General features: G+C 63.0%; 28 protein-coding genes and 1 tRNA gene. 16 read left to right on the top strand and 13 right to left on the bottom strand.

Annotated elements, in window-relative coordinates:
* Nucleotides 1-2 precede the first annotated feature (2 nt).
* Entirely contained in the window at nucleotides 3-2,756 is a 2,754-nt protein-coding gene (locus M1L61_RS14160) for a UvrD-helicase domain-containing protein (RefSeq protein ID WP_248854784.1), read from the top strand.
* A gap of 154 nt (nucleotides 2,757-2,910) precedes the next feature.
* Here the strand turns inward: M1L61_RS14160 and M1L61_RS14165 are convergent, their stop codons facing one another.
* Nucleotides 2,911-3,162 carry a hypothetical protein gene (locus tag M1L61_RS14165; RefSeq protein ID WP_248853673.1) on the bottom strand — a complete coding sequence of 84 codons (252 nt, stop codon included), beginning with the start codon at nucleotides 3,160-3,162 and terminating at the stop codon, nucleotides 2,911-2,913.
* 393 nt (nucleotides 3,163-3,555) lie between these two features.
* Between M1L61_RS14165 and M1L61_RS14170 the strand changes: the two genes are divergently transcribed.
* Nucleotides 3,556-4,707 carry a site-specific integrase gene (locus M1L61_RS14170; RefSeq protein WP_248853674.1) on the top strand — a complete coding sequence of 384 codons (1,152 nt, stop codon included), beginning with the start codon at nucleotides 3,556-3,558 and terminating at the stop codon, nucleotides 4,705-4,707.
* Nucleotides 4,683-5,267: a hypothetical protein gene (locus tag M1L61_RS14175; protein WP_248853675.1), complete on the top strand. Its 585-nt coding sequence runs from the start codon at nucleotides 4,683-4,685 to the stop codon at nucleotides 5,265-5,267. The genes M1L61_RS14170 and M1L61_RS14175 overlap by 25 nt, the downstream gene beginning before the upstream one ends.
* A 67-nt stretch (nucleotides 5,268-5,334) precedes the next feature.
* On the opposite strand, the gene M1L61_RS14180 is transcribed toward M1L61_RS14175, so the two are convergent.
* Nucleotides 5,335-5,679 carry a hypothetical protein gene (locus tag M1L61_RS14180; protein ID WP_248853676.1) on the bottom strand — a complete coding sequence of 115 codons (345 nt, stop codon included), beginning with the start codon at nucleotides 5,677-5,679 and terminating at the stop codon, nucleotides 5,335-5,337.
* Nucleotides 5,680-5,872: 193 nt separating this feature from the next.
* Entirely contained in the window at nucleotides 5,873-6,454 is a 582-nt protein-coding gene (locus M1L61_RS14185; protein WP_248853677.1) for a hypothetical protein, read from the bottom strand.
* Between the two features lie 152 nt (nucleotides 6,455-6,606).
* Between M1L61_RS14185 and M1L61_RS14190 the strand changes: the two genes are divergently transcribed.
* Nucleotides 6,607-6,822, top strand: a complete 216-nt coding sequence (locus M1L61_RS14190; protein WP_248853678.1) for a hypothetical protein — start codon at nucleotides 6,607-6,609, stop codon at nucleotides 6,820-6,822.
* Nucleotides 6,823-6,896: 74 nt separating this feature from the next.
* On the opposite strand, the gene M1L61_RS14195 is transcribed toward M1L61_RS14190, so the two are convergent.
* Nucleotides 6,897-8,768, bottom strand: a complete 1,872-nt coding sequence (locus M1L61_RS14195; protein WP_248853679.1) for an AAA family ATPase — start codon at nucleotides 8,766-8,768, stop codon at nucleotides 6,897-6,899.
* Nucleotides 8,769-8,954: 186 nt separating this feature from the next.
* Between M1L61_RS14195 and M1L61_RS14200 the strand changes: the two genes are divergently transcribed.
* Nucleotides 8,955-9,620 carry an SOS response-associated peptidase gene (locus M1L61_RS14200; protein ID WP_248853680.1) on the top strand — a complete coding sequence of 222 codons (666 nt, stop codon included), beginning with the start codon at nucleotides 8,955-8,957 and terminating at the stop codon, nucleotides 9,618-9,620.
* A 3-nt stretch (nucleotides 9,621-9,623) separates the two neighbouring features.
* Here the strand turns inward: M1L61_RS14200 and M1L61_RS14205 are convergent, their stop codons facing one another.
* Nucleotides 9,624-10,022 (bottom strand): DNA adenine methylase, encoded by a 399-nt coding sequence (locus M1L61_RS14205; protein ID WP_248853681.1) that lies wholly within the window; start codon nucleotides 10,020-10,022, stop codon nucleotides 9,624-9,626.
* Between M1L61_RS14205 and M1L61_RS14210 the strand changes: the two genes are divergently transcribed.
* The gene (locus M1L61_RS14210) at nucleotides 10,000-10,605 is read left to right on the top strand and encodes a hypothetical protein (protein ID WP_248853682.1); all 606 of its coding nucleotides are present in this window, start codon (nucleotides 10,000-10,002) and stop codon (nucleotides 10,603-10,605) included. The genes M1L61_RS14205 and M1L61_RS14210 overlap by 23 nt on opposite strands.
* Nucleotides 10,606-10,621: 16 nt before the next feature.
* Here M1L61_RS14210 and M1L61_RS14215 read toward each other — a convergent pair whose 3' ends face one another.
* Nucleotides 10,622-11,308, bottom strand: coding sequence for a hypothetical protein (locus M1L61_RS14215; RefSeq protein WP_248853683.1), 687 nt, complete (start codon nucleotides 11,306-11,308; stop codon nucleotides 10,622-10,624).
* 29 nt (nucleotides 11,309-11,337) lie between these two features.
* Between M1L61_RS14215 and M1L61_RS14220 the strand changes: the two genes are divergently transcribed.
* On the top strand, nucleotides 11,338-12,096 hold the full coding sequence (locus tag M1L61_RS14220) for a hypothetical protein (RefSeq protein WP_248853684.1): 759 nt from the start codon (nucleotides 11,338-11,340) through the stop codon (nucleotides 12,094-12,096).
* A gap of 8 nt (nucleotides 12,097-12,104) precedes the next feature.
* On the opposite strand, the gene M1L61_RS14225 is transcribed toward M1L61_RS14220, so the two are convergent.
* Nucleotides 12,105-12,821, bottom strand: coding sequence for a hypothetical protein (locus tag M1L61_RS14225; protein WP_248853685.1), 717 nt, complete (start codon nucleotides 12,819-12,821; stop codon nucleotides 12,105-12,107).
* On the opposite strand from M1L61_RS14225, the gene M1L61_RS14230 reads away from it, so the two are divergent.
* From M1L61_RS14230 to M1L61_RS14245, 4 genes are all read left to right on the top strand, one after another.
* Entirely contained in the window at nucleotides 12,820-12,969 is a 150-nt protein-coding gene (locus M1L61_RS14230; RefSeq protein WP_248853686.1) for a hypothetical protein, read from the top strand. The genes M1L61_RS14225 and M1L61_RS14230 overlap by 2 nt on opposite strands.
* On the top strand, nucleotides 12,966-13,115 hold the full coding sequence (locus M1L61_RS14235) for a DNA adenine methylase (protein ID WP_248853687.1): 150 nt from the start codon (nucleotides 12,966-12,968) through the stop codon (nucleotides 13,113-13,115). The genes M1L61_RS14230 and M1L61_RS14235 overlap by 4 nt, the downstream gene beginning before the upstream one ends.
* Nucleotides 13,116-13,381: 266 nt before the next feature.
* The gene (locus M1L61_RS14240) at nucleotides 13,382-13,816 is read left to right on the top strand and encodes a hypothetical protein (RefSeq protein ID WP_248853688.1); all 435 of its coding nucleotides are present in this window, start codon (nucleotides 13,382-13,384) and stop codon (nucleotides 13,814-13,816) included.
* A 55-nt stretch (nucleotides 13,817-13,871) separates the two neighbouring features.
* Nucleotides 13,872-14,120: an AlpA family phage regulatory protein gene (locus tag M1L61_RS14245; protein WP_248853689.1), complete on the top strand. Its 249-nt coding sequence runs from the start codon at nucleotides 13,872-13,874 to the stop codon at nucleotides 14,118-14,120.
* A 42-nt stretch (nucleotides 14,121-14,162) separates the two neighbouring features.
* On the opposite strand, the gene M1L61_RS14250 is transcribed toward M1L61_RS14245, so the two are convergent.
* Nucleotides 14,163-14,252, bottom strand: a tRNA-Ser gene (locus M1L61_RS14250).
* 124 nt (nucleotides 14,253-14,376) lie between these two features.
* Between M1L61_RS14250 and M1L61_RS14255 the strand changes: the two genes are divergently transcribed.
* Nucleotides 14,377-15,450 (top strand): DUF4241 domain-containing protein, encoded by a 1,074-nt coding sequence (locus M1L61_RS14255; RefSeq protein WP_248853690.1) that lies wholly within the window; start codon nucleotides 14,377-14,379, stop codon nucleotides 15,448-15,450.
* A 55-nt stretch (nucleotides 15,451-15,505) separates the two neighbouring features.
* On the opposite strand, the gene M1L61_RS14260 is transcribed toward M1L61_RS14255, so the two are convergent.
* A complete protein-coding gene (locus tag M1L61_RS14260) occupies nucleotides 15,506-16,498 on the bottom strand; it encodes a LysR family transcriptional regulator (RefSeq protein WP_049429058.1) in 993 nt (330 codons plus the stop codon).
* Nucleotides 16,499-16,625: 127 nt separating this feature from the next.
* Here M1L61_RS14260 and M1L61_RS14265 point away from each other — a divergent pair, with 127 nt between their 5' ends.
* Together M1L61_RS14265 and M1L61_RS14270 are read left to right on the top strand one after the other, a co-directional pair.
* Nucleotides 16,626-17,213, top strand: coding sequence for an NAD(P)H-dependent oxidoreductase (locus M1L61_RS14265; RefSeq protein ID WP_010480565.1), 588 nt, complete (start codon nucleotides 16,626-16,628; stop codon nucleotides 17,211-17,213).
* Between the two features lie 218 nt (nucleotides 17,214-17,431).
* Entirely contained in the window at nucleotides 17,432-17,782 is a 351-nt protein-coding gene (locus M1L61_RS14270; protein WP_019337278.1) for a hypothetical protein, read from the top strand.
* A 140-nt stretch (nucleotides 17,783-17,922) separates the two neighbouring features.
* Here the strand turns inward: M1L61_RS14270 and serS are convergent, their stop codons facing one another.
* On the bottom strand, nucleotides 17,923-19,203 hold the full coding sequence (gene serS, locus M1L61_RS14275; protein ID WP_049436699.1) for a serine--tRNA ligase: 1,281 nt from the start codon (nucleotides 19,201-19,203) through the stop codon (nucleotides 17,923-17,925).
* Nucleotides 19,204-19,316: 113 nt separating this feature from the next.
* Here serS and M1L61_RS14280 point away from each other — a divergent pair, with 113 nt between their 5' ends.
* Together M1L61_RS14280 and M1L61_RS14285 are read left to right on the top strand one after the other, a co-directional pair.
* Nucleotides 19,317-19,955: an energy transducer TonB gene (locus tag M1L61_RS14280; RefSeq protein WP_100446140.1), complete on the top strand. Its 639-nt coding sequence runs from the start codon at nucleotides 19,317-19,319 to the stop codon at nucleotides 19,953-19,955.
* A gap of 119 nt (nucleotides 19,956-20,074) precedes the next feature.
* Nucleotides 20,075-20,647, top strand: a complete 573-nt coding sequence (locus M1L61_RS14285) for an energy transducer TonB (RefSeq protein ID WP_248853691.1) — start codon at nucleotides 20,075-20,077, stop codon at nucleotides 20,645-20,647.
* 174 nt (nucleotides 20,648-20,821) lie between these two features.
* Here M1L61_RS14285 and aroA read toward each other — a convergent pair whose 3' ends face one another.
* The 3 genes from aroA to serC all read right to left on the bottom strand — a co-directional run bounded on the left by aroA (nucleotide 20,822) and on the right by serC (nucleotide 24,548).
* Nucleotides 20,822-22,129 (bottom strand): 3-phosphoshikimate 1-carboxyvinyltransferase, encoded by a 1,308-nt coding sequence (gene aroA, locus M1L61_RS14290; RefSeq protein ID WP_019337282.1) that lies wholly within the window; start codon nucleotides 22,127-22,129, stop codon nucleotides 20,822-20,824.
* 76 nt (nucleotides 22,130-22,205) lie between these two features.
* Complete coding sequence (gene pheA / locus M1L61_RS14295; RefSeq protein ID WP_019337283.1) at nucleotides 22,206-23,411, bottom strand: prephenate dehydratase; 1,206 nt, start codon at nucleotides 23,409-23,411, stop codon at nucleotides 22,206-22,208.
* Nucleotides 23,412-23,462: 51 nt separating this feature from the next.
* The gene (serC, locus tag M1L61_RS14300; RefSeq protein ID WP_019337284.1) at nucleotides 23,463-24,548 is read right to left on the bottom strand and encodes a 3-phosphoserine/phosphohydroxythreonine transaminase; all 1,086 of its coding nucleotides are present in this window, start codon (nucleotides 24,546-24,548) and stop codon (nucleotides 23,463-23,465) included.
* Between the last annotated feature and the right edge of the window lie 6 nt (nucleotides 24,549-24,554).

A 24,554-nucleotide genomic window follows, 5' to 3' on the forward strand; every position in this document is an offset into this window, starting at 1 on the left:
CTATGGAATGGTGCCCCTCGGGCTGGGGCCGACGCGTGACCCGTTCGCCCCATTGGTCGCTGCGGCTTGATGGCGAGTATGTTGAACTCAGTGTGTCCGGCCAGCAGTTCCGGCAGCGCGTGGATGAGGACCAGCAGGTGCAGATCCATCCAGGGGTCTTCTGGTCACGGGTCGAGCTGCAGACCGGCGATGCCGCTGGGCTGTGCGTAGACGGGCTCCCCAACGGACAAGCATCCCGGCTTGCTGCGGCCCTGAAACACATGCTCTTTGCGCGCACCACGCGTGGGCGCAATGCCTTGTTTGACAGCGTTCTGCAACAGATTCAGTCGTGGTTGAACGACGCGGACGCCCTCATCGACCGAGGCAATGCCGGCCGCCGCTGGATCACCCACGAGCAGCAGCAGGCGCTGCTGGCGAAGCGCTCCGCCCTGCCCCTGCAGCCGCTGGAGCTGGAGCAGCTGTTCCGCGATGAGGACGTGCATGAAGATCTGCATGCGGACAGCCATCGCGCAGCGCTGGACGTCCTGCGCGACTGGAACCTGGATTGGCCCGCTGCCTGGGCCGAAGCCAACGAGGCCATGACCCGGCGCGAGCTGGTGTTGGCCAAGGATTTCCTGGACCGGGTCGAGAGTAGACCGCTGACCGAGGAACAGGCCCGCGCCGTCATCTGCTTCGACAACCGGGTCCAGGTCGTGGCCGCGGCCGGCTCAGGCAAGACCTCCACGATGGTCGCCAAGGCCGCTTATGCCATTGACCGCGGCTTTGTCGAACCCGAACGCATCGTGATGCTCGCCTTCAACAAGGATGCCGCCAGAGAGCTTGAAGAACGCGCACAGCGTTCCTTCGACCGATTAGGCATGGGCGACATCACGATTGAGGTACGGACCTTCCATGCACTCGGCCTGGCCATCATCGCAAAAGCCACGGGGCGCAAGCCCGATATCCCGGAATGGGCCATTGACGCCACGCTGGGCTTCAACAAGCTGGCCGAACTGGTGGACGACCTGAAGGATCGCTCGACCCACTTCCGCACCCAATGGGACATGTTCCGCCTGGTATTCGGGCGCGACCTGCCGCCATTCGGCGCGGAAATGGAGGCCGACGGCTACGAACGCGATGGCACACCCTACATCCGCACCCTGCAGGGTGAGCGGGTGAAGAGCCTGGAAGAATGCGTGATCGCCGACTGGCTGTTCTACAACGGCGTGACGTACGACTACGAGCGACGCTACGAATTTGATACGGCGACCGACACCCACCGCCAGTATCGCCCCGACTTCTATTATCCGGGCGCCGGACTGTATCACGAGCACTTTGCGCTGGATGCCGATGGACAGCCGCCGAAGCACTTTGCCAACTACAGCGAAGGCATGCACTGGAAGCGCCAGCAGCATGCAGCGCGCGGCACCGCGCTGGTCGAGACGACGTCGTTTGGACTGCGCAGTGGACATGCCCTGCAGGATCTTGCGGAGCGACTTGGCGCGTCTGATGTCGAACTCGACCCGAACCCGGACCGCGAATTGCCCGATCAGGGCGCCAAGCCGATGCCGGATGCAGACCTGATCGGCTTGATGCGCACCTTCATTGCCCACGCCAAGAGCAACTGTCTGACGCTGGACGATATGGCCGCGCGCCTGCGGCAGATGCCCGAAGATCAGTTCAAGGAACGGCATCGACGCTTCCTGGAGATCGCCAGCCCTGTTTTCCAGGCCTGGGACAACGCACTGGCTGACGAGCACGGCATCGATTTCGAAGACATGCTCAACATGGCGGCCGGGCTGCTGGAACAGGGCCGCTATGAATCGCCCTACGAGCTGGTGATGGCCGATGAATTCCAGGATGCCTCGCGCGCCCGTGCACGCCTCTGCCGTGCATTGGTAAGTCAACCAGGGCGCTACCTGTTTGCGGTAGGCGATGACTGGCAGTCGATCAATCGCTTCGCCGGTGCAGACGTTTCAGTGATGACCGGATTCCGCCAATGGATGGGGCATGGCCAGGTACTGAAACTGGAGCAGACATTCCGCTGCCCGCAGGCGCTATGTGATGTTTCCAGCCGCTTCATCAGCCGCAACCCCGCGCAGATCGTCAAGGAGGTTCGTTCCACTGCACCGGCAATGGGCCCGGTGCTGCAGGCGTTCCAGATGAATCGGCGTGAGGAGCTGCAGTATGGCGTTCGCCAGTACCTCACCAAGCTGCATCAGCAATTGTTGTCCGGGGCGGTGCCACAAGGGCGCAATGGACGCGTGACGGTGTTCATCCTGGGGCGCTACCGCGCCGATCGCAGCGCGGTGCCACCGGATTGGAAGACAGCCTTCGGCAGCACGATGGATGTAGAGTTCCTTACGGCACATCGATCGAAGGGACGCGAAGCGGACTACGTGATCCTGCCGGGGATGATCCACCGAGGCTTCCCCAGCCTACGGCCGGATGACCCGGTGCTTTCGCTGGCGATGCCGGATGGCGACACCTATCCACTGAGCGAAGAACGGCGGTTGTTCTATGTGGCGCTTACGCGAGCGCGACGGTCGGTTGCGATGTTCACCCTGCAGGGCAAGCACTCGCCGTTCCTGGATGAGCTGGTGAAGGACGGGGCAGTAGAAGTGACCGCGATTTCAGGCGCGGCCATTTCGGAAGAGCGCTGCCCGGTGTGCAAGGTGGGCGTGTTCGTGGACCGCAATGGACCGCATGGGGCTTTCCGGTCGTGCTCCAGCTATCCGTTGTGCCATAACAAGCCGAAGGATGGGCGTCGCGGGTAGCCGTCCAGGATCTGCCATCCGTTCGAACGCGCAGACACCGCATCTCAGCGGTGGGCGGCCGGCTGTAGCGGGCGGCAGGGCTACCGACTCCCACTTTCCCACAAAGAGAAAGCCGGCACTGGGCCGGCTTATAGATCTTTTTCCAGCACCCGCATCAACGCTTTGAGCACAACTTTCTCAAGCTCAACACGATGTCTGCAAAGCCATAAAGGAAAGGCGCAGCGAGAAGCGCGGAGACGCCTGATCCCAAAAGCCAGGGAACAATGCCAGCAAGCGCCAACGCGATGCTGATGACGCCAACCGCGGCCGACAAACCTCCGACCGTCTGGATGACAAGCGGCAGCGTCTCACTCTCTACTCGTGACCGTTCTGCCGACGCCGGGTCCACCGCACCCATTTCACTCATGATCAGTCCTGTCCGTGAAACCTGAATACTAGCTCAGTGAACGGTGTTTTGTGCTGGCGCCCCAAGGATACGGCGCAAGTAGAGTCCGCGTGAAACAGCGGGATCGCAACGGTCCGAAACGATTTCTCGATGCTGTGCCAGGAGTTTCTTGCTTCCATCCCTGTCCTCAGCTGAAGACAGCTGCACAGGTAGAGACGCCTGAGAAAGCAAGAAGGCCCCTATCTCTAGGGGCCTTCTGGAATCCTGGCGGAGAGAGCGGCCGATTTGACACTCTCACAATCTCTCAGGGAGTCCAGAAACCTAGGCGTATCAACGCCTGAGACTCCACACCCATACCATCGAGTCTCGCGGAATCAGGACCCCAAACATGGGGCGAACTGTGGGGCACTATTGATGGCAAGACCGACCAATCGACTTAGCGCGCGCGCCGTGCAGACCACGACCAAGGTAGGCTATCACGCAGATGGCGGCGGCCTGTACTTGCTGGTCGGACCAACCGGCTCAAAGTCCTGGGTGCTGCGCTACCAGCGCGCCGGCAGACGCCGGGAGATGGGGCTGGGGCCCACGCAGCTGGTCAGCCTGCAGGAGGCTCGTGCATCAGCTCTCCAGCACCGCCGCCAGCTGCTCGCGGGAGATGACCCAATTGAGGCCCGCCGAATGAGCCGGTCAGCCGGCACCACCTTTGGCGATGCGGCAGATGCCTATATCGCCTCCCACCGCGCCGGCTGGAAGAACGAGGCCCAGGCCGAGCAGTGGGAGCAATCCTTACGAACCTACGGACCGGCGCGAGATACGCCAGTTGGGAACGTCGATACTCCCCTGGTGATGGCTTGCCTGCGCCCCATCTGGACCGAAAAGACGGTGACAGCCACGCGCGTGCGCGGACGTATCGAGCGCGTGCTTGACTGGGCGAAGGTCCACGGGCAGCGTGACGGAGACAACCCGGCGCGCTGGCGCGGCCATCTGGAGAACCTGCTCCCCAAGCCCACCAAGGTGACCAAGCCCAAGCACCATGACGCGATGCCTTACGCGGATGTGCCTGCCTTCATGGCCACCCTTGCCGGGCGAGAGGCGCGCAGCCGACGGGCGCTGCAGTTCGTCATCCTGACCGCAGCCAGGACGGCCGAGGTAACTGGCGCGGATTGGCCAGAATTCGATCTGGAACACCGACTGTGGACCATCCCGGCCAGCAGGATGAAGGGCGGCCGGGAACACATCGTGCCACTGACCAACGCTGCGTTGGCGATCCTGGAACCACTGTCCCGCAAGGAGCCACCGTTCGCGTTGTCCGAGAACGCGATGCTCTACCTGGTGCAGAAGCCCGCACCGAAAGGCTTGGGGCTGCCATTCACCGTCCATGGCTTCCGATCTAGCTTCCGAGACTGGGCTGCCGAGACCACGGACTATTCAAACGAGGTGGTGGAGATGGCGATGGCGATGGCGCATGCCATCAAGAACAAAGCAGAGGCGGCATATCGCCGAGGGCACCTTCTGGACAAGCGGCGCCCCCTAATGGATGCTTGGGCGAATTTTCTTCAGGGATGATCAGCGTGATTGCCAAAACGATTGTGTTTGCGGAACCAGCGGTCAGTTCAGCCGGACAATCGGCATCAGACATCGTGGCGATCTGCTCGCTCGTTGTTGCTCTACTAGCCCTTGGATTCTCAATCGCATTTGCTGAAGTCCAAAGACGTCACAACATTAGAGTAGCGCGCCCCCACATGGACATTTCTCTGGGCGTTGTCACTTACGTTCTAAGGGTAACCAACCACGGTCCCGGCGTCGCGCGGCTTGTCGCCTTTAGCGCCACCACGGAAGGTGGGACTCTCAATCTTTTGGAACCATCCCAATTCGAGAAATTCTGCGATTGGCTTATGAAGGACGCGGTAGAGCCAATTTTTACAGAGAGAAATATGATGGTAGTCGGCAGCTACATCGCACCAGGCCTATCTATTGACACCATCCTTCTAACCAAGAATCTGGGTGATACTGACAAGCGCCTAATTAGCCAAAAAATTAAGTCAATAGAATTCAACATCTCCGTGTCCAGCCTTTATGGAAAAATATACGCGGACTATCACGCACCAATTAGTGGCCCGAGATAAATTACGCAAGTGCTTTTGATCGACCAAGCAGATTTCGGTGATCCCACCATGCCTGTCGATATTCGGCTTAGCGTCGCATCTGCTGCAGCCCTGCTCTCATCCACGCCTTTGTGCGGACGTCCCTCGCTCGGGGCTTGGTCTCTGCCGGCGGCTTGCGCGGCTCAAGCGCCGCCTTGATCCGCTCGACCTCCTTCGCTCCGGCCTCGGCCAGGCGCCTTGCCTGTTGCTGCTGCTCGCGGGTCGGCGGCAGTCCTGGCAGCGGCGGCGGCAGCTGGATCGGCGTGGTGTCAGTCAGCCGGGCGACTGCCTCGCGCAAAGGAAGATCGGGATACAGCCTGGCGGCGCACCAGCGCTCGCCGTAGCGCTTTGCCTGTCGGACATTGGCGGCCCGCACTTCCTTCACCTCCCACATCTTCTGGTCCTCCATCCATAGCCTGACCCCAGAACCGCCATCGGGCGTGACGCTGGCCGTCACGCGGCCGTTGTACCAGAGCGCCCAGCGCTCACCGGTCTGGACTCAGCCAGACGGGATCGGGGCGGTGCGGAAGCCGTGGGAAGAGCGCATAGCCGAAGGATACGGCTCCGCGTCTCAGAGGCTGAGAAAGCTACCTTAACGTTTCAGGCGCTGCCAAACGCTCGAACTTCTCTCGCAACCACTTGCCCTTTCGGCCCAGCCGTTTGGCAGCCAAGGCTATGGCATCCGCTCCGAAGTTCTCGATCGCGATCAGCAACCCAAGCATTTCCACATACAACTTCACTGCGTGTTCTGGGTCATCCGCCGAGACCATGCATCTTGGACTATCGAAGTCGTACTCGAACAGGCGATCCAGGTCTGCTTTCAGGCCATCGACAGCAATCACAAAGCACGTTACCAGCCCGGTTAGCTCACCGTCCCCCAAGGCCCCTTGTGCGAGAGCAGCACGGCACGAGGGGATCGTCTCCTTCGGCAATAAAATGGTGAGCCGCACGACCCTTCCTTGCATGGCCTGCTCGATGCAGTCTTCGACGTCCTTTGCCCAACCTCGAGCCCGCGCGATATCGAGCCCTGCAGCGATCTCTGCTCCGACGGACAGCATTGTCGCCCTTCTTACCCGTCGATTTCTAAGCATCTCCTGCCCAGTGGTCGCTGCGAACGTAATCGCGCCGCCAACTAGTGTTGAGATGATGACCTTCCAATCGAGGTCCATGCCTTTATCCCTTTGGCTTCAAGCAATAGTCTCACATGGCGAAGCTCGCCAGGCCTACCGGAACGGCGCTGCGTCCAAGCGCGCCGCCATCGTCTCAACTGGCGCGATTGAACTTCGCTACGGTGTGGATTCCCACGCCCCTGGAACAGACAATGAGCGACGAAACCTTAGTGAACGGCAGATTTGTTGGTGACGATACGGCCTCAACACTGACCCTTTCTGTGGCCGGCGACGTTGAAGTGACGGTGATTCTGAACAAGCCAGGAAATCGGGGAAGCCAGCGTGAGATCCGGCGCGAGGCAGCGATCAAGGCCATGGAACTGCTGCTGTTCGAAGTCAATCGCGGGCCGGTTAGACCGTATCCTTAGAGGATATAAGGACGCTGAGCGCCTGATTTGGCATGGTCGAGCAAGGCTCGACCCCTCAGCGAATTGGGCCACGATCAAATTTGCTCCAATGCCAACGTTGCATTTGCCAACTGCTGGGCCCATAACCCGTGCAGCAAACCATTGGCATAGGACTTCTCAGCCACCCTCAGCTTGACTATATTCCGGATCGCCAAATTTCTAATAGCTTCAACCGCCGCCCGCCGACTGCCCGCCGTAACCCTCTGAAATAGGTGCTTAGAGACCAAGTGGGCAGTCAGCCGCCCATCACGATCGTCACTTGCCCTGAAATTTCCAGCCGCTCTATCATCGGCAGTTATGGCAAAAAACTCCATCAGCTCATTCGTACTCATGAGAAGAAAACCGTTCTGATGAGCCATCTCACCCACGGGTATTCGCTGATCTTCGACAATCAATACGTATCCACCCGACTTAAGAATTCTCGAAATGAGGCCGGAGGGAGAAAAAAGCCGCAACCAATCTTCGACAGGAACCTCATGGAGCACGTTTGTCATTACGACGCAGTCGGCCCAAGATGCCCCCCTTGACGCTATTAGTGCTTCATCATCGTTGAAATACCTACCCTCTGAAGATCCATACTTTCGCTTAATCGCATCCTGGCAAACGGCGGCGTCGTCCGAACATGGATCGAATGCGATGTAATCGAAGAGCGCCCCCTCATCATCGTCTGACGCCAGAGCTTCAACCAAGCGACCTTTCCCCGCCCCAAAATCGACGACCTTCAGGGCGTCCGACCCCCTAAGATCATTCAGCGATCTACGTATTTGTTGCAGCTGAGAATCCGCCTGGCCGGTATATACCACCTCCGGGGGAAGCAGGCATTGATACGCATAATTATTTGATGCCAAATGGTATGGGAGACTCAGAAATGACGTCAGATGGCCAATATTCTCGTCATTACCGAGAAGGCTCTTGATCACATCCTCTGCCTTGCGGCCTGCAAATTCGGCTTTGCCATCGTCGACACCCCAAATGGCACTTGGCTGTATGGAGTTGATGTAAGCCAAAAGTGGGATGGAGTGAGTAGCAATCCAAATTTGAACGTCTGGAGCGTTCTTACGAATGCGCGACAAGAGGTGTACTAGCGCAGCAGGATGCAGATGATTCTCGGGCTCATCCAAGACAAGGACAGACGGCCCAAGTTCGTCAGCTTGAGCGTGAAGCGCCGCTATGAGCTGAAGCGCAATCTTCTGCCCCGAAGACAATTCGGCGCGTGCGATGTTCTTTCCGTACATCGTAAGCGTTCCGTCCAATCCTCGCTCCAAGCGCTGGCCAAAGAACTGCTCCACCGCTTCGTTCAAAGATTCATAGCGCTCAATGGCTCGATCAATGTCCGCCTGTTGATGCGTTGAATGTTGATGTGTAGCTTCTCGCCATTCGTCCTGAAGTTTAGCAATGTATGCCAACACACTCGAGTTCCAATGAGTGGCATCACCTTGTTTAAGGTTGGAGGCGTGCGTCTCGCGCGTGCTCCTCGCCATATCGTCAGGATTTGCCAGATCACCTGAGGATGGAAGAAAACTCACTGCGTGGCCGTGGGGGCCATCCGACACCACTCCCCCCACGTCAGACAGCAGGATTTCCAGCTGCTCCATATTTTGTATCATCTCCGGACGAGCGCGATAGGTCGCCGACTGACTTCTCATACCCTCGAGCTGCGCTTTGTATTTTTCCTTGTCCACCGACTTAGCAAAGTTAATAATTTCAGAAACATAACGCAGCAACCTAGATTTGCCGCTACCATTCTTCCCAGCAAAGACCACGTAAGAACCTAAACGGTACAAAGTCTGCTCAGGCAAACCCAGTGCTGCTGCGCGCGAGCCACGTACGATAATGCTTGTAATTGCCACGACTGCATCCCTGCGTTCGAATTGGGTCGGCGGATGATAGCAGCAGTTGCGCGTCATGCAGATTGGGGCGTCGACTCCCCCTGCACCGCACAGCGCCCAGATCCGACAAACTGCTGGACGTTCTAGCTCTACGGCGAGGGGCAGTTGCTTACGGTAGAGCCGGCGGCGAATAAGCAATCGCGGCACTCGATCTGAGCAAGTCGTATACGCGCTTCGAACGGTTAGCCGACCTATCATTGTTGTATGTGCGGCCGATTCGTCCAGCTCCCCGTTGTCGACTTCGGCCAGCCCGGCCTGGCTGACCTTGCCCTTGGCCTGGCCGAGATCCAGCCAAGCTACAACCTCGCGCCGACACAGCGCGCCTCGGTGATCCTGGACCGGGGCGAAGGCCGGCAGGTAACTCGGCTGGCGTTGGGCCTGCTGCCGTTCTGGGCCAAGGCCAAGGGCCTGCAGGGTTCGACCATCAACGCGCGGATCGAGACGGTGGCCACCAAGCCCGCTTTCCGGTCTGCGTTCAAGAAGCGCCGGTGCGTGATCCCCATGGCCGGGTACTACGAGTGTTCGGTCAGCCCCGAGGACGGCAAAAAAGACCCGTGGTTCATCCACGCGGCGCAACCGCTGCTGGCTGCAGGTCTGTGGGAGGACACCGGCCCCTTACTACCCGACGGGAACCTTGGCACCTTCACCATCATCACCAGCGACAGCAGCGGCGTCTCCGCCGACATCCACGACCGCATGCCGGCCTGGTTGCAGGCCGGTCAGATCGATGAGTGGATGGCAGCCAGCCCCGACGATGCCATGGCGATGCTGCTGGCAAGCTCGCCTCCGTCCATGGAGGCGTACAGGGTCAGCCGCGCCGTCAACACGCCACGCAACAATCGCGAGGACCTGCTCCAGCAAGTTGCGTGACGTCTACAGCAGGGTGGCCTGGCTGTCGTCCCAGCTCTTGATGATCAGCTCTCCGAACTTCTTCCCTCTCCCCTGCCCGCCACCTATGGTGTAGTCGAGCTGCAGCGGCACCAGGTCGAAGCCGGCGAACACTTCGCGGATCTCAGGGTGGTCGTTGATCGAGACCACGAAGCGCCCGACCGAGCCGCGCATCAGCTCGGCCATGGCCTCGTACTCGGCGAAGGGGAACTCGACGCCGTAACCCTCCGTTTCCCAATACGGCGGATCGAGGTAGAACAGCGTCCCCGGCCGATCGTAGCGCCGCACGCACTCTTGCCATGGCAGGCATTCGATAACTGTGTTCGCCAGGCGCAGTTGTACAGCGCTCAGCTCTTCCTCGATGCCCAACCAGGCGAAGGCCATCACCCTCGCGCAGGCCCTGACCGTGCTGCGGGATCTGCACCACCGCCTGCCGCGCTTGCAGGATCTGCGCGTGTTCGAAGCCGCCATAACCGCCTATGTGGCGACTCTGCGCAGCAGCATGCAGGATGGCGACACGCCGCTCTGCGATACCACCCGTGCCCGGCTGGCGCAGGCGACCGAATTGCTGGAGCTGGTCAGAAGTCAGAGTCGCACCGTGGTCGATCCGGCCGACCCGTGGCGGGACCTGTACCACCCCAGTCGCCTCCCGGCGCGCAACGCCGACGGAGAGATCCTGTGCCATCCGGACGTGCCGGCGTGGGCCGACGGCCGCGAGGTATCGCTACGCCCTCTTTTCCTCGCGCAGGGTTTCGAACTGGTGGTGGTTGAGGGCGAATTCTCCGACGAAGGTATCGGATCTGATGTCTACAGCGCCGCCCAAGAGCTGCATCACTGGAACCCTGCAGCACCGGGCGAAGACTGGCGCTTAGCTTGGTTCGGCGAGACTGAGGACGGCCTCGGTGCATGGTTCGTGCGGCCGCTAGCAATCGGCGTGATGGAAGCTAGGAACGCGGGCCATGGTTGACTGCGCAAATGCCAGCCTACGGCGTAGCTTCGGGGTTCGCTGGGCCGATTTGCTCCTCCGCAGGAACGCCAACAAATTCGCGGAACTCGGCCGCAAATTGCTCGCTTATTCCTCGCAGCCACTCGAGCTGACCAAGCAAAAACTGAAAGTCTGCATAGTCAGCTCCATAACGCCACGTCGGGTTGACGCCGGTCGGCTTGATCACTCGCTCCCGGATCTTTCGAACCAAATCTCCAAGCGTGCGGCTTCCACCGATGAGGGTAGCCAGATCTGCGCCGATGCTGTCGGGCAAGTTGTGGATCCTGTCCTCAACGCGCTCTGCGCCTGGAAGCAGCGCACGCTCTGCTTCGTCGAGAGCGCGACACATAGCCCCACCGTCGCGAATTCTGCGAGCGTGCACGTCGATGCCCGTATCGAGATCTTTGACCATTACGCCCATCCGCACGGGCAGCGCGGTCACTTCATAGAGCAAAAGTCGGCCAATGATCCGCGCATTCTCCTCCCGCAGTTTCACTGCTTCCCCGTGCTGCTGTTGCGCGATCCGCTTCGCCTCCTCGGCGATACCTGCAGCGCGATCAGATGTCCTGTAGGCCAAGAAGGCCACGACCGTAGTGCTCACAGCCGCGACCGCGCCGATCCCGACTGCAAACCAGTCAGCCAGATTCCCCACCTCGTCCGCAAGCGGACAGAACTCAATCGCCATAGACCCTCCCTGTAGGAGCCGATTCTGCCATGACCGACATTGATTCGAACGATATCCTCCAGGCTGGGTCCGCTCCCGTTACCTTGCCGCCCCCGAAGCATGGCGGCCTCGTGCAGTTGGAGGATGGATTACTGCCCTGCCCGTTCTGCGGTGCAGCCGCTGAACGCATCGACTTCGGTATCGGGTCGGGGGAGAACGAGGGCGGCTCGTGTATCGCCTGCACCGTCTGCCAGCACAGCGGCCCCATTGAGTTTGGCTTCAAAGAGAACTTCGTTTCCAACTGGAACCGTCGCGCCCTCTCCGCCCAGCCCTCCCCGGGTGGTCAGGGGGATGGGCGAATCCCGTTTGAAACGTGGGCGAAGTCACAGAACTACGACATGCACCGTAGCGCTGGCGGCCCTACGTTCGTGGTCGGCGAATACACCAGCGAGCTTACAGCAGGAGCATGGGAAGCATGGCAGTACCTCTCCGCCCGCCAGCCGGTGGGGGAGCCGGTAGCGTGGCTTGTCCATTGGTCCGATATGCCGATGGAATCGCCCGAGGTGACAAGAAGCGCATCTCGCATCGCGGAAGTGAGTGCGTTGACCCACCCTCCGCGCGTCGTGCCGCTCTACGCCGCCCGGCCCGCGCAGGCCGTAGACCTGGGCCGCATCCGTTCGACGGTGCAGGCGCTGCTGAACTGGATTGATGACTGGGCCGAAACGCCTGAGGAATCAGGGATCGACGCCATCGAGATTGAAGCGGCGGCCGTGCTGGACCTGATCGACAGCCAGGCGGTGGGCAAATGAGCTTCGACTCACAACTTATCGGGCGGACTGGGCATTGGAAGGAAGTTATTACCGCCATTGACGACCAGATCAAGATCACGCCGGAAAACGGGGGCCATGGGTTTGATCATCTCCGCCATCGCTCGAATCTCATCCATCAGCTGGGCGAAATGCGAGTGGAGAGCATCCACTTCGTACTCTGCCAATTCTGCATGAAACTCTTCCATCGGCGACATATCAAACGTCTCAACAGTCTTGAGCCAGGTTCTAATGGCACGCCGAAGTCTATTCAGCGATTTGACGAGCCCCGCTGTTTCTGGGGTGGCCCTCAGCTCTGGAACCACAAGATTGTGCCGAGCCCAGCCGCGCACGGTCTGCTTCGTGCTCTCTGGAGGCGATTTCGCCTTCACCATCTGGATCGAGAATCCAACACTTCCAAGACGGTATCGGAATTCGATCAAGTCGGCTGCGAAATGCTCCATCGCAGTCTCCGCTATCACAAGCTCCTCGGCTCTCAGGCGTCGCGCAGGGCGCACTACCGCGAGATAGGTTGCAAACGCTGCCAACCAGCTCCCAATGCCGCCGAACACTGCGGCCACAACTGCCCATGCGTCCCACCAAAGCACGCACCGGTCGGCCCCCAACGGCGAACAAGTGCTGATTCCATTCCACCAATCCATCTCATGACCGTCGAGTATGCGGATCCGCATTTTGCCACGTCGCCATTCTCGCAAGAGCAGCCCCATGGCTGACCAACTGCTCACCGCTGCGATGGTCCACGTGTTCGCCCTGGTCGGGTTTGCGGCCCGCATCGCTACCCTGTGGGCGATCAGCCGCGCATGCCGCGCCGCGCGCGCAGGGCTGCGCTGGTGCTGGCGGAGGTGCGCCGCATGATCACTACGCCGGCATTCCGATATCACGGCGCGAAGTTCCGAATCTCTGGCTGGATTCACCAGCACCTGCCTGCACACCGCACCTACGTGGAACCGTTCGGCGGTGCCGCAGGCGTGCTGCTCACGAAGGCCCGCAGCTACGCCTAGGTCTACAACGACCTGGATGGGGACGTTGTGAATTTCTTCCGCGTCCTACAGGACATCGCGCAGCGGGAATCACTGATCGAGACCTGCAGGCTGACTCCCTATGCCCGCGCCGAGTTCGACCAGGCATGGGAGCCTACAGCAGATCCGGTTGAGCGTGCCCGCCGCTTGGTATTACGTGCGCAGATGGGTTTTGGTTCTGCGGGTGCGACAAAGGAAAGACCGGGTTCCGCATCGACTCGCAGCGTACCTATGGCACTGCGCAGCATATGTGGCAGAAGTTCCCCGATGGGTTGGCTGCGATCGCGGATCGCTTCAGCGGCGTCCTTATCGAGAACCGGCCGGCGATCGAGGTGATGAGGCAGCACGACACACCGCAGACGCTCCATTACGTCGACCCACCCTACGTGCACAGCACTCGGGTGATGCAGGCCGGAAAGGCCGGCTATTACAGGCACGAAATGGCCTTCCAGGATCACCAGGAACTACTGACTGCGCTGCTCGCACTACGTGGAATGGTTGCTGTCAGTGGATATCGAACGGAGCTGTACGACGACACCTTGACCGGACGGCAACGGGTAGAGATAACGGCACGCATCGCCGCGGGACGTGGCGGAGCGATCCGCACCGAATGTCTGTGGATCTCCCCCGCAGCCCAGGATTCTGGCCACCAGCGCGGGCTGCCGCTGGAAGCAATCGCATGAACCCCGCCACCGAGCAGCTGCGCGCTGCGCTGGCCACCAACTGAAGGAGGACAACATGGCTACAAACAAGACGCGCGAGATCACTGTCGCGGAACTGCACGCCGACCTGCAACCAATTGAAGTCGTCGCAGTGCGCACCAGCTTGGGCCACTCGTCGATCTATCGCCGGGTGAAGGAAGGGACGTTCCCGAAGTCGTACAAGATCGGCGCACGTGCGGTATGGTTGAAAGAGGACATCGACCGTTTCATTGCTTCGATCACGTATCCACAGAATGTGGGTCAAAGCATGGGACGCGCTGCCTAAAAACGAAAAAAGCCCCTGAGAACAGGGGCTTAGGAATTACCTTGGCGGAGAGAGTGGGATTCGAACCCACGGAAGGTTTAACCCTTCGCCGGTTTTCAAGACCGGTGCCTTAAACCGCTCGGCCATCTCTCCAATCGGGTCCCGGTCGCCCGGGCAGCGGCGTATTCTCGCACGTGAAGGGCATTTGCCCAAGACCACCCTTGCCCCCGCCCTTCGCATCCGGCACGGTGGGGCCTTCACTGCAATCGGAGCCCCCATGGCCCACCTCGACCTGGCCAACCTGCGCACTACCCTGCTGGACGACACCCAGCTGGCCGCAGTGGCCCTGCATCGCACTTTCGCTGGGCACCTGCCGGTCAGTAGTGGGCATCTGGTGGTCTGCGATCCACTGGTCCAGGCCGAGGCGCCTGCGCTGGCCGACTACACCGCCCCGTTGGGTCGGCATCCGGTGGAAATCATCGTGCACAGCGGCCGCCCAGCCCTGGCCGTGGTCTGGTTCAAGCCGCGTCAGGCACTCACCGCGTCTGCGCTGCACTGGCAGATGGCGCGCTGGACCACGCAGGACCTGACCGGACTGGATGAGGACAGCTTCATCGGCTACCCGGTCGACGCCGGCATCGGCTGCTTCATGGATACCGACACCCAGCAGGCACTGCTGGCCCTGATCGAACGGGCCGATGGCGACGAAGGCGGCGAGTGGTCGGATGCGCTGATCGACCATGATGGCCTGGACGAAGGCACCGAATACCGCCCCTGGGGCGAGGACTCACCGCATGGCCTGGTCGTATTCACCAGCGGCTGGGGCGACGGCGTTTACCCAAGCTACTGGGCGCTGGATACGTCCGGCATTCCGGTCGCTCTGGTCACCGATTTCCTGTGCATCCAGCGCGGAGACGGGCGCGACGAGCGCGAGATCGCCGACCAGGCCTATCGCGACAACCTTCCACGTGAAGAAGCGGAAGCGCTGGCGCGGCTGGTGGCGGCCGTGGAGCGGGACGACGCGGATGCGCTGCGCGACCTGTTGAAGGATGCGCCGCAGCGCGCCAATCAGATCGAACCGGACTGCGGCGGCACCGCGGTGTTCGAGGCGATCCGGCTGGACCGTCCGCAGGCATTGCGGGTACTGCTGCAGGGCGGCGCATTGCCGGCGATGCCGGAGCGCCTGCACATGAGCAAGGTGACCAGCTACCTGGACTACGCGCGCTTCCTGAAGAAGCCACGCAGCGCGGAGCTGATAGCGGTGCTGGAGGCACCGGTCATTGCAGCCCAGCCAGCACCGCAGGCAGCCCCGCGACGCAGCTTCTGGGACCGATTGTTCGGGCGGAAGTGATCGACGCCCGGAAACAGCAACGCCGGGCATGGCCCGGCGCTACCGTTGATGTCCCTCAGCCGGCATCCACCGCCAGCGCACCCAGTGCACTGGCCTTGATCCGCTCCTTGGCCTTCTCGCAGGCACCATCGCAATGCAGGCGCGAGGCCTCCAGCTGCGGCGGCAGATGTTCGGCCAGGAAGTCGATGAACACGCGCACCGCCGGCAGCAGGCCACGGCGCGAGGCGAACACGGCATGGCACACGCCCTGCGGCAGCGACCAGTCCGGCAGCACCACTTCCAGCTCGCCATTGCGCACGGCATCGGCGCACACGGTTTCCGGCAGCATGGTGATGCCGAAGCCGTCCTTCACCATGCTCTGCAGCAGCGGGAAATCGAAGCCGGCTACGCGCGGCTGCAGGTCGACCCGGCGCACTTCGCCTTCCGGACCATGCAGTTCCCAGCGCTGGCGTGCTTCGTCTTCGCTGATGCTGAGGGTAACGTGCTGGGTCAGCTCTTCCGGGTCCTTCGGCCGGCCAGCGCGGTCCAGGTACTTCGGGCTGGCCACCAGCAGTTCCTGCACCTGGCCGAAGCTGCGCATCACCAGGCTGCCGTCGTCGTCCAGGCGCGAACGCACGCGCAGGGCCACGTCATAGCCTTCGTTGATGATGTCCACGCGGCGGTTGCTGATGTTCAGCTGCAGGCGCACCTTCGGGTACTGCTCAAGGAACTTGGGCAGCAGCTTGGGCAGCTGCATCTGCGCCAGCGACACCGGCACGCTGGCGCGCACCACGCCGCGCGGTTCCGCACTGAGGCGGTCGACCACTTCGCGGGCGGCCTGCGCCTCGGCCAGCATCGTCTGCGCGTGGCGGTGCACGCTGGTGCCGACGTCGGTGACCGCGAAACGGCGCGTGGAGCGCTGCAGCAGGCGCACGCCCAGGTCGGTCTCCAGCTGGCTGATGCGGCGGCTCAGGCGCGACTTGGGGATGCCCAGCGCACGCTCGGCGGCGGCAAATCCGCCGTGGTCGACCACCATCGCGAAGTAGTACAGATCATTCAGGTCATGCATGCCCGAGTTCCATATCTAGAACAATACGTGGCATTCAACCACCTTTATCCCGCATTTGCAACAACCTATCGTTCTCTCCGTCGGCGGGGCCACCCCGCCCCTCCCTCTCAGAACATAGGTGACTACCATGAAGCTTCTGCATCTCGACGCCAGCGTGCTTGGCGAGAACTCCGTCTCCCGCCACCTGACCGCCGCCGTGGTGGCCCGCTTCAAGCAGCAGATCGAAGGCCTGCAGATCGATTATCGCGATCTTGACGCCAATCCGGTACCGCATCTTCGCAGCAGCTCGCTGGCCAAGGCGGACGCGGCCGAAGCCGCCGATGCTGAACAGGTGCTCGAGCAGTTCCTTGCCGCGGACATCGTGGTGATCGGCGCGCCGATGTACAACTTCAGCATCCCGTCCACGCTGAAGGCCTGGATCGACCGCGTGGCCGTGGCCGGGCGCACCTTCAAGTACACCGAGAACGGCCCGATCGGCCTGGCCGGCGGCAAGCGCGTGATCGTGGTCAGCAGCCGCGGCGGCATCTACACCGATTCGCCGGCCGACTTCCAGGAACCGTTCCTGCGCCAGACGTTCGCCTTCTGGGGCATCAACGACATCGAGTTCGTACGTGCCGAAGGCATCGCCTACTCGCCGCAGCACCGTGAAGACGCCATCGCTGGCGCGTTGGCGGCCCTGCCGTCGCACGAAGCGGCTGAAGCCGCCGCTGCATAAGCGTTCCAGCGTTCGGTGCCCCTCTCTCCTCGTCTGGGCGCTGAACGCGGGCCGGGATCCCCTCCCCCATCCCGGCCCACCCTGGCGGCCCCGCTTTGCGGGGCCGCTTTTCTGTGTCTGGCCCGAGGGCTCGCCATCCACGCACGGTGTGGATCTACTGCACGTGTGCGTGGATTCGGTGCCATGCGCGGCGCTCACCAGAACGTTAGGCTGGGGCCATGAACTACATCGTGACCACTGCACACCGCAGCGAATTTCCGCACCCGATCACCCTGCGCCGTGGCCAGGCGCTGGTGGTGGGCGAACGCTATGAAGGCCCGGAGGGCTGGGACGACTGGTTCCTGTGCGAGGCCGAAGGGCAGCAGCCCGGTTTCGTGCCGGCGCCCGTGATCGGTCGCACTGCGCAGGGTGACGCGTTTGCCACCGAGGATTACTGCGCACGGGAGCTGGATGTGGATCCCGGGCAGGTGCTGCGTGGGCAGCGCACGCTCAATGGTTGGGCGTGGTGCGTGCCGGAGACCGGCGAACCGGGATGGGTGCCGCTGGAGAAGCTGCGGGCCATGCGGTAATCGCGGGGTTCATCCACGCATGGCGTGGATCTACTGAGGCATCGGTGAATTCATGCCGGGCGCGTGCAACATCCTCCAGTAGATCCACGCCATGCGTGGATTCGGTGCCATGCATGCATGGCACCCACCCGATCAGAGAATCAGGCGATGGTTTCCAGCCCACCCATGTACGGGCGCAGCGCTTCCGGCACGGTGATGCTGCCGTCGGCGTTCTGGTAGTTCTCCATCACTGCGATCATCGCGCGGCCAACCGCCACGCCCGAGCCGTTCAGCGTGTGCGCCAGTTCCGGCTTGCCGGTGGCCGGGTTGCGCCAGCGCGCCTGCATGCGGCGGGCCTGGAAGTCACCACAGTTCGAGCACGAGGAGATCTCGCGATAGGTTTCCTGCGACGGCAGCCAGACTTCCAGGTCGTAGGTCTTGATGGCCGAGAAGCCCATGTCACCGGTGCACAGCAGCACCTTGCGGTAAGGCAGGCCCAGCTTCTCCAGCACCACTTCGGCGCAGCGGGTCATGCGCTGGTGTTCGGCGTCGCTGTCTTCCGGGCGGCTGATCGAGACCAGCTCGACCTTCTCGAACTGGTGCTGGCGGATCATGCCACGCACGTCGCGGCCGCCGCTGCCGGCCTCGGCACGGAAGCACATCGAGTGGGCGGTCATACGCAGCGGCAGGCGCTCGGCCTCGACGATCTCGTCGCGCACGATGTTGGTCAGCGGCACTTCCGAGGTCGGGATCAGGTACCGCGTGGAGTCGCCCACGGCGGTCTTGAACAGGTCGTCCTCGAACTTCGGCAGCTGGCTGGTGCCACGCAGCGAATCGGCGTTGACCAGTAGCGGCACGTTGGTTTCCTCATAGCCGTGCTCACCGGTGTGCAGGTCGACCATGAACTGGGCCAGCGCACGGTGCAGGCGCGCGATCGGGCCGCGCAGTACGGTGAAGCGCGAGCCGGACAGCTTGGCCGCGGTCTCGCCGTCCAGCCAGCCGTTGCGGGCGCCCAGCTCGACGTGGTCGAGCACCTTGAAATCGAACTGGCGCGGGGTACCCCAACGTGCCTGCTCGACGTTGTCGTTCTCGTCGGCACCGGCCGGCACGTCATCGGCCGGCAGGTTCGGAATGCCCATCGAGATCGCTTCGATCTTCTCACGCAGCTCGTCCAACGCCACTTCCGAGGCCTTCAGCTCGTCGGCGAAGGCGGCAACCTCGGCCATGATGGCCGAAACGTCCTCGCCCTTGGCCTTGGCCTGGCCGATGGCCTTGGAACGGCTGTTGCGCAGGCTCTGCAGCTCCTGGGTCCGCACCTGGATGCGCTTGCGATCGGCCTCCAGGGACTCCAGGGCAGACACGTCGAGCTCGAAGCCGCGGCTGGTGCGCAGGCGTTCGGCGAGGTCGGCGGGCTGGTGGCGGAGCAGGGCTGGATCAAGCATGGCAGGTGTCGTGGTGGGTATCAGGGATGGGATTATCGCTTGTTATACGGATTTCTGCCGCCCGGTTCATTCCCGCCGTGGCAGAATCGGGCTATTCCGTACTGGTCCGGTCCATGTCTGCACCCCGCTCGTCGTCCGCCAAGTCGTTTACTGTGCATATCCCGCGCAACGCCCTGAAGATCGCCGGCATCGCCTTCGGCGTGGGCGTGCTGCTGTTCGTGCTGGTCTGGCTGACCGGCCGTGACAAGGAGTTCTTCCGCGCCGACCCGGCCGCGCAGACCCCGCAGGAAACCGCCCAGGTCGAGCCCCTGCCGGAACCGTTGGCCGCTGCGGCCGGCTCCAGCGACATGCCCGATGCCAAGCCGGCCCCGGTCGAGGAAGAAGCGCCGAAGCTGGTCGAAACCGCCCCGCCACCGCCCGCCCCGATCGCCGAGCCGGCCCCGGCCACCCCGGGCGCTGCCCCGGCCACGACCGGCAACAGCCAACCGATGCCGATTGCCGGTCAGTCGCCGCCGCCGTCGTACCCCGCCGCCGCCCTGCGCGCCGGCGAAACCGGTACCGTGGTGGTACGCGTGGATGTAGACGCCACCGGCTATCCGAACAACGCCACGGTGATCCAGCGCAGTGGTTCACGCGACCTCGACCGTGCCGCCACCGACGCCGTACGCCGTTGGCGTTTCACCCCCGCGCAGAGCAACGGCCAGCCCGTCCCCGGGAGCATTGAAGTGCCGTTCGACTTCAAGACCCAGTAACTGAACACTTCCCGGCAGGCAAACTGAACCCTGCCGGTGGCGTTGACGCAACGCTGACACTTCTCGTCCGTGGCTCGCGCAACACTTCCCACGTCGTCCATTGACGGAAGGAGTTAGCGATGACTGCCACCACCCACGAAGACCTTCATTCGCCGCAGCTGCAGGAGGATTCCAGCCTGCAGCACAAACCCACGTCGCCCTGGATGTGGATCGCGCTGATCGTGGCGATGTTTGCTGCCGCCCTGCTCTGGCTGCGTCATTCCAACCAGGAAGATGTGGCGCCAGCGCCGGTCGGTGAGCGCATGCTTCCAGCCCCCGAGCAGGCCGCGGTGACGGATGCAGCGGCCCCTGCCGCGCGCCAGGGAGCCCCGGCTACTGCTTCGCGGAAGGCCGCGCCGGTAGCGCGCAATCGTGAGGCCCGCCCGCTGGCCAGCAACCGCATGCCCACCTACCCCGCCGCTGCGCTGCGTAGTGGCGTGCAGGGCAGCGTGATCGCCAGCCTGAGTGTAGATACCCACGGCAATGTCGCTAATGCTGCGATCGTTTCGCGCAGCGGCGAGCGCAGTCGTGATCTGGATCGCGCGGTGCTGAACACCGTGCAGAACTGGAAGTTCCAGCCGGCGATGCACGAGGGCCGTGCCGTCGCCAGCGTGGTGCGGGTCCCGGTGGATTTCCGTACCGAGCAGCGTTGATCGCGGACGAGGGGTTCGTGATGTTTAGACGGAGGCTTCGGCCTCCGTCCTTTTATGCGGAAAAGCGTGCCAACCGAGGTTGGCACCTACCGGATGAGGTGAGCGCGCCAACCGAGGTTGGCTTCTACCGTGCAATGCGATCCGCCGGGCGTGGCCCGGAGGTTGCTGTGACGATCAGGCCAGGTTGAACCCGGCGCTGCGCGCCAGGCCATCGAAATCCGGGAAGGACGTGGCGACATTGGCGATATCGTTGATGCGCACTTCGCCGTCACTGATCTGGCCGGCGATGGCGAACGCCATGGCGATGCGATGGTCACCGTGGCTTTCGATGGTGCCGCTGCCCAGGCGAACGCCACCATGCAGGGTGGCGCCGTCTTCGGTTTCGTCCACCTGCATGCCCAGCGCGCGCAGGCCGGTGGCCATCGCAGCAAGGCGGTCGGATTCCTTCACCCGCAGCTCGGCCGCACCGCTCACCACGGTCTGGCCTTCTGCGGCGGCGGCGGCCACGAACAGCGCCGGGAACTCGTCGATCATGTCCGGCACCAACGCTTCCGGAATGCGCGCGCCCTTCAGCGGGGCGTAGCGCACCACCAGGTCCGCCACCGGCTCACCGCCCTGCTCGGCCGGATTCTCTTCGGTGATGTCCGCCCCCATCAGGCGCAGCGCGTGCAGCAGGCCAGTGCGGCGCGGGTTCAGGCCGACCTGCTTCAGGCGCAGCTGTGAACCAGGAATGATGCTGGCGGCCACCAGGTAGAACGCCGCAGACGAGAAGTCGGCCGGCACCACGATGTCCGTGGCGCGCAGGCGCTGGCCGCCACGCAGGCGGGCCTTGCCCGGTGAGAATTCGATGTCCACGCCGAACGCCGACAGCATGCGCTCGGTGTAGTCACGGGTCGGATGCGGTTCCAGCACGCTGGTTTCGCCCTGCGCGTACAGGCCGGCCAGCAGCACTGCGGACTTGATCTGTGCGCTGGCCACCGGCGAGGCGAAGTCGATGCCGTGCAGCGACTGGCCGCCATGCACATGCAACGGCGGCGTGCCGTCATCCTGGGTGTCGATCTTCGCGCCCATCTGCGACAGCGGGCCAGTGACGCGGCGCATCGGGCGGCCCGACAACGATTCATCGCCGATCAGCGTGCAGTCGAATGCCTGGCCTGCCAGCAGGCCGGCCAGCAGGCGCATGCCGGTACCGGCGTTGCCGCAGTCCAGCGGTGCGCTGGGTGCCTGCAGGCCGTCGATGCCGACGCCGTGCACGATGCGCTGCGACGGGCTGGGGGTTTCGATGCGCACGCCGAGCTGGCTGAAGATGCGCGCCGTGGCGCGGGTGTCTTCGCCTTCCAGGAAGCCCTCGATATGCGAGGTGCCATCGGCCAGCGCGGCGAACATCACCGAGCGGTGCGAGACCGACTTGTCGCCGGGAATGGTCAGGCTGCCCTGCAGCGGCTGGCCCTTGCGGGCAATCCAGTGTTGCGCGTTGCTCATCGTTCGATCATTCCGTAAACACCGGCAGCGCCGGCGATGCATCAGGGAGCGGCGGCTGTTGCCGCCGCAGCAGCACTCAGGGCACGGCCACCGGGTAGGAGCCGAGCACCTTGATCTGCGCCGAGTGCGCTTCCAGTTCGGCCAGGGCAGCCTGCATCGGCGCGTCGTCGATGTGGCCCGCCAGGTCGATGAAGAAGCCGTACTCCCACTTGCCGTGGTGCGACGGCCGCGACTCGATGCGGTTCATGCTGATGCCGTGGCGGGCGAACGGGCTGAGCACGTCGAACAGCGCACCGGGCTTGTCATGGATGAACACCAGCACCGAGGTGCGGTCGTGGCCGGAGGTCGGGAAGATGTTGCGACCCACCACCAGGAAGCGGGTGGTGTTGTCGGCATCGTTCTGGATCGGCTTGGTGACCACCTTCTTCAGGCCGTACACGTGGCCGGCGCTCTCGCCACCAATGGCCGCCGCATCATCGGCGTTGCGCGCGCGACGCGCGCCTTCGGCGTTGCTGGATACCGGAATCTTCTCGGCCTTCGGCAGGTTGGCGCGCAGCCACGCCGAGGTCTGCATGAACGACTGCGGGTGTGCGTAGATGCGCTCGATGTCCTCGAGGCGGCCGCTGCGCGACATCAGGTACTGCTGCACGCGCAGTTCCACTTCGCCACAGATCTTCAGGTTGGAGGTCAGGAACATGTCCAGAGTGATCTGGATGGTGCCCTGCCCCGAATTCTCCACCGGCACCACGCCGAAATCGGCGTTGCCCGCTTCCACTTCCTGAAACACCTCCTCGATGCTGGCCATCGGCAGGCCCAGCGCGGAGCGGCCGAAGTGCTTGAGCACCGCCTGCTGGCTGAAGGTGCCTTCCGGGCCGAGGTAGCCGATCTTCAGCGGCTCCTGCTGGGCCAGGCAGGCCGACATGATCTCGCGGTAGACGTGCACCAGCAGTTCATCGCTGAGCGGGCCTTCGTTGCGGTCCACCACCATGCGCAGCACCTGCGCTTCGCGCTCGGGGCGGTAGTAGTCGACGGCGGCGGCGAGCTTGCCCTTGGCCTTGCCGACCTGGTGGGCGAAGCGCGCGCGCTCAGCGATCAGGTTCTGGATGTCACGGTCGATCTGGTCGATCTTCGAGCGCACATCGGCCAGCGCCAGCGGCGCCAGGGTAGGCGCCGGATTCGACGCGGCCTTGGACGTGCTCTTGCCCTTGGCCTTGGTGGAGGCGCTGTCCTTGGCCGGTTCGGCCTTCTTCGGCGCCTTCTTGCTGGATTTGCTGCTTGCCATCGGAGTTCCTTGTTGCGGGGCACGCACCCGACGGTGCGCGCCGTTCATTGCTCAACCGTGACGCTGCTGGAAATCAGCCATGAAGGCGACCAGCGCCTCGGCCCCGGCCAGCGGCATGGCGTTGTACAGCGAGGCACGGATGCCCCCGACCACCTTGTGGCCCTTCAGCGCCAGCAGGCCGGCGGCCTTGGCTTCGGCGACGAAGCGGGCATCGAGCTCGGCATCGGGCAGGAAGAACGGGATGTTCATCCGCGAACGGGCCGCATGTGCGACCTCATTGCGGTAGAAGCCGCCGGAGCCGTCGATGGCGCCGTACACCAGCGCGGCCTTGGCGGCGTTGCGCTTGGCGAACTCGGCCACCCCACCTTCTGCCAGCATCCACTTGAACACCAGGCCCGCCAGGTACCAGTTCCAGGTCGGCGGGGTGTTGAGCATCGAATCACGGGCGACGTGCGAGCGGTAATCGAAGATGTCCGCACGTGGCTGGCCACTGCGCTCGAGCAGGTCGCGGCGGATGATCATCACCGCGATGCCGACCGGGCCGAGGTTTTTCTGCGCGCCGGCGTAGATCACGCCATAACGGCGCACATCAAGCGGTTCGCTGGCGATGGACGAGCTGAAGTCCGCGATCAGCGGAACGTTGCCGGTGTCGGGCACATCACGGAACTCGACGCCGTGGATGGTCTCGTTGGCGGTGATGTGCACGTAGGCGGCATCGGGCGACAGCTGCCAGTCGGCACGCGCCGGCAGTTCGCGGTAGCCGTTGGCCTCGCTGCTGGCGGCGATGTTGACGTCGACGTAGACACCGGCCTGCTTGACCGCGGTCTTGCCCCAGTGGCCACTGACCACGTAGTCGGCACGTTGGCCGGGGGCGGCGAAGTTGAGCGGGATCAGCGCCTGCTGGGTGGTCGCACCACCGGACAGGAACAGCACCGCATAGTCGTCGGGGATGTCGAGCAGGCGTCGCAGATCGGCTTCCGCCTCGGCGGCCACGGACATGAATTCCACACCGCGATGGCTCATTTCCACGATCGAGGCACCGGTACCGTGCCAGTCCAGCATTTCCGCCTGCGCCTGGCGCAGGACCGATTCCGGCAAGGTTGCAGGGCCGGCACTGAAGTTGAACGCGCGCGTCATGTCACA

It is taken from the genome of Stenotrophomonas sp. NY11291 (genome assembly GCF_023277365.1).
Classification (GTDB): domain Bacteria; phylum Pseudomonadota; class Gammaproteobacteria; order Xanthomonadales; family Xanthomonadaceae; genus Stenotrophomonas; species Stenotrophomonas geniculata.

What these genes read in the sequence shown, in the direction of transcription:
- M1L61_RS14210 (WP_248853682.1), top strand. Translation starts at nt 10,000, where the DNA reads ATGCCCAACCAGGCGAAGGCCATCACCCTCGCGCAGGCCCTGACCGTG.
- M1L61_RS14205 (WP_248853681.1), bottom strand. Translation starts at nt 10,022, where the DNA reads ATGGCCTTCGCCTGGTTGGGCATCGAGGAAGAGCTGAGCGCTGTACAA.
- serS (WP_049436699.1), bottom strand. Translation starts at nt 19,203, where the DNA reads ATGCTTGATCCAGCCCTGCTCCGCCACCAGCCCGCCGACCTCGCCGAA.
- M1L61_RS14265 (WP_010480565.1), top strand. Translation starts at nt 16,626, where the DNA reads ATGAAGCTTCTGCATCTCGACGCCAGCGTGCTTGGCGAGAACTCCGTC.
- M1L61_RS14185 (WP_248853677.1), bottom strand. Translation starts at nt 6,454, where the DNA reads ATGGACCTCGATTGGAAGGTCATCATCTCAACACTAGTTGGCGGCGCG.
- M1L61_RS14200 (WP_248853680.1), top strand. Translation starts at nt 8,955, where the DNA reads ATGTGCGGCCGATTCGTCCAGCTCCCCGTTGTCGACTTCGGCCAGCCC.
- pheA (WP_019337283.1), bottom strand. Translation starts at nt 23,411, where the DNA reads ATGGCAAGCAGCAAATCCAGCAAGAAGGCGCCGAAGAAGGCCGAACCG.
- serC (WP_019337284.1), bottom strand. Translation starts at nt 24,548, where the DNA reads ATGACGCGCGCGTTCAACTTCAGTGCCGGCCCTGCAACCTTGCCGGAA.
- M1L61_RS14280 (WP_100446140.1), top strand. Translation starts at nt 19,317, where the DNA reads ATGTCTGCACCCCGCTCGTCGTCCGCCAAGTCGTTTACTGTGCATATC.
- M1L61_RS14215 (WP_248853683.1), bottom strand. Translation starts at nt 11,308, where the DNA reads ATGGCGATTGAGTTCTGTCCGCTTGCGGACGAGGTGGGGAATCTGGCT.
- M1L61_RS14195 (WP_248853679.1), bottom strand. Translation starts at nt 8,768, where the DNA reads ATGACGCGCAACTGCTGCTATCATCCGCCGACCCAATTCGAACGCAGG.
- M1L61_RS14225 (WP_248853685.1), bottom strand. Translation starts at nt 12,821, where the DNA reads ATGGGGCTGCTCTTGCGAGAATGGCGACGTGGCAAAATGCGGATCCGC.
- M1L61_RS14190 (WP_248853678.1), top strand. Translation starts at nt 6,607, where the DNA reads ATGAGCGACGAAACCTTAGTGAACGGCAGATTTGTTGGTGACGATACG.
- M1L61_RS14245 (WP_248853689.1), top strand. Translation starts at nt 13,872, where the DNA reads ATGGCTACAAACAAGACGCGCGAGATCACTGTCGCGGAACTGCACGCC.
- M1L61_RS14165 (WP_248853673.1), bottom strand. Translation starts at nt 3,162, where the DNA reads ATGAGTGAAATGGGTGCGGTGGACCCGGCGTCGGCAGAACGGTCACGA.
- M1L61_RS14255 (WP_248853690.1), top strand. Translation starts at nt 14,377, where the DNA reads ATGGCCCACCTCGACCTGGCCAACCTGCGCACTACCCTGCTGGACGAC.
- M1L61_RS14180 (WP_248853676.1), bottom strand. Translation starts at nt 5,679, where the DNA reads ATGTGGGAGGTGAAGGAAGTGCGGGCCGCCAATGTCCGACAGGCAAAG.
- aroA (WP_019337282.1), bottom strand. Translation starts at nt 22,129, where the DNA reads ATGAGCAACGCGCAACACTGGATTGCCCGCAAGGGCCAGCCGCTGCAG.
- M1L61_RS14235 (WP_248853687.1), top strand. Translation starts at nt 12,966, where the DNA reads ATGATCACTACGCCGGCATTCCGATATCACGGCGCGAAGTTCCGAATC.
- M1L61_RS14220 (WP_248853684.1), top strand. Translation starts at nt 11,338, where the DNA reads ATGACCGACATTGATTCGAACGATATCCTCCAGGCTGGGTCCGCTCCC.
- M1L61_RS14230 (WP_248853686.1), top strand. Translation starts at nt 12,820, where the DNA reads ATGGCTGACCAACTGCTCACCGCTGCGATGGTCCACGTGTTCGCCCTG.
- M1L61_RS14160 (WP_248854784.1), top strand. Translation starts at nt 3, where the DNA reads ATGGAATGGTGCCCCTCGGGCTGGGGCCGACGCGTGACCCGTTCGCCC.
- M1L61_RS14270 (WP_019337278.1), top strand. Translation starts at nt 17,432, where the DNA reads ATGAACTACATCGTGACCACTGCACACCGCAGCGAATTTCCGCACCCG.
- M1L61_RS14240 (WP_248853688.1), top strand. Translation starts at nt 13,382, where the DNA reads ATGTGGCAGAAGTTCCCCGATGGGTTGGCTGCGATCGCGGATCGCTTC.
- M1L61_RS14170 (WP_248853674.1), top strand. Translation starts at nt 3,556, where the DNA reads ATGGCAAGACCGACCAATCGACTTAGCGCGCGCGCCGTGCAGACCACG.
- M1L61_RS14260 (WP_049429058.1), bottom strand. Translation starts at nt 16,498, where the DNA reads ATGCATGACCTGAATGATCTGTACTACTTCGCGATGGTGGTCGACCAC.
- M1L61_RS14285 (WP_248853691.1), top strand. Translation starts at nt 20,075, where the DNA reads ATGACTGCCACCACCCACGAAGACCTTCATTCGCCGCAGCTGCAGGAG.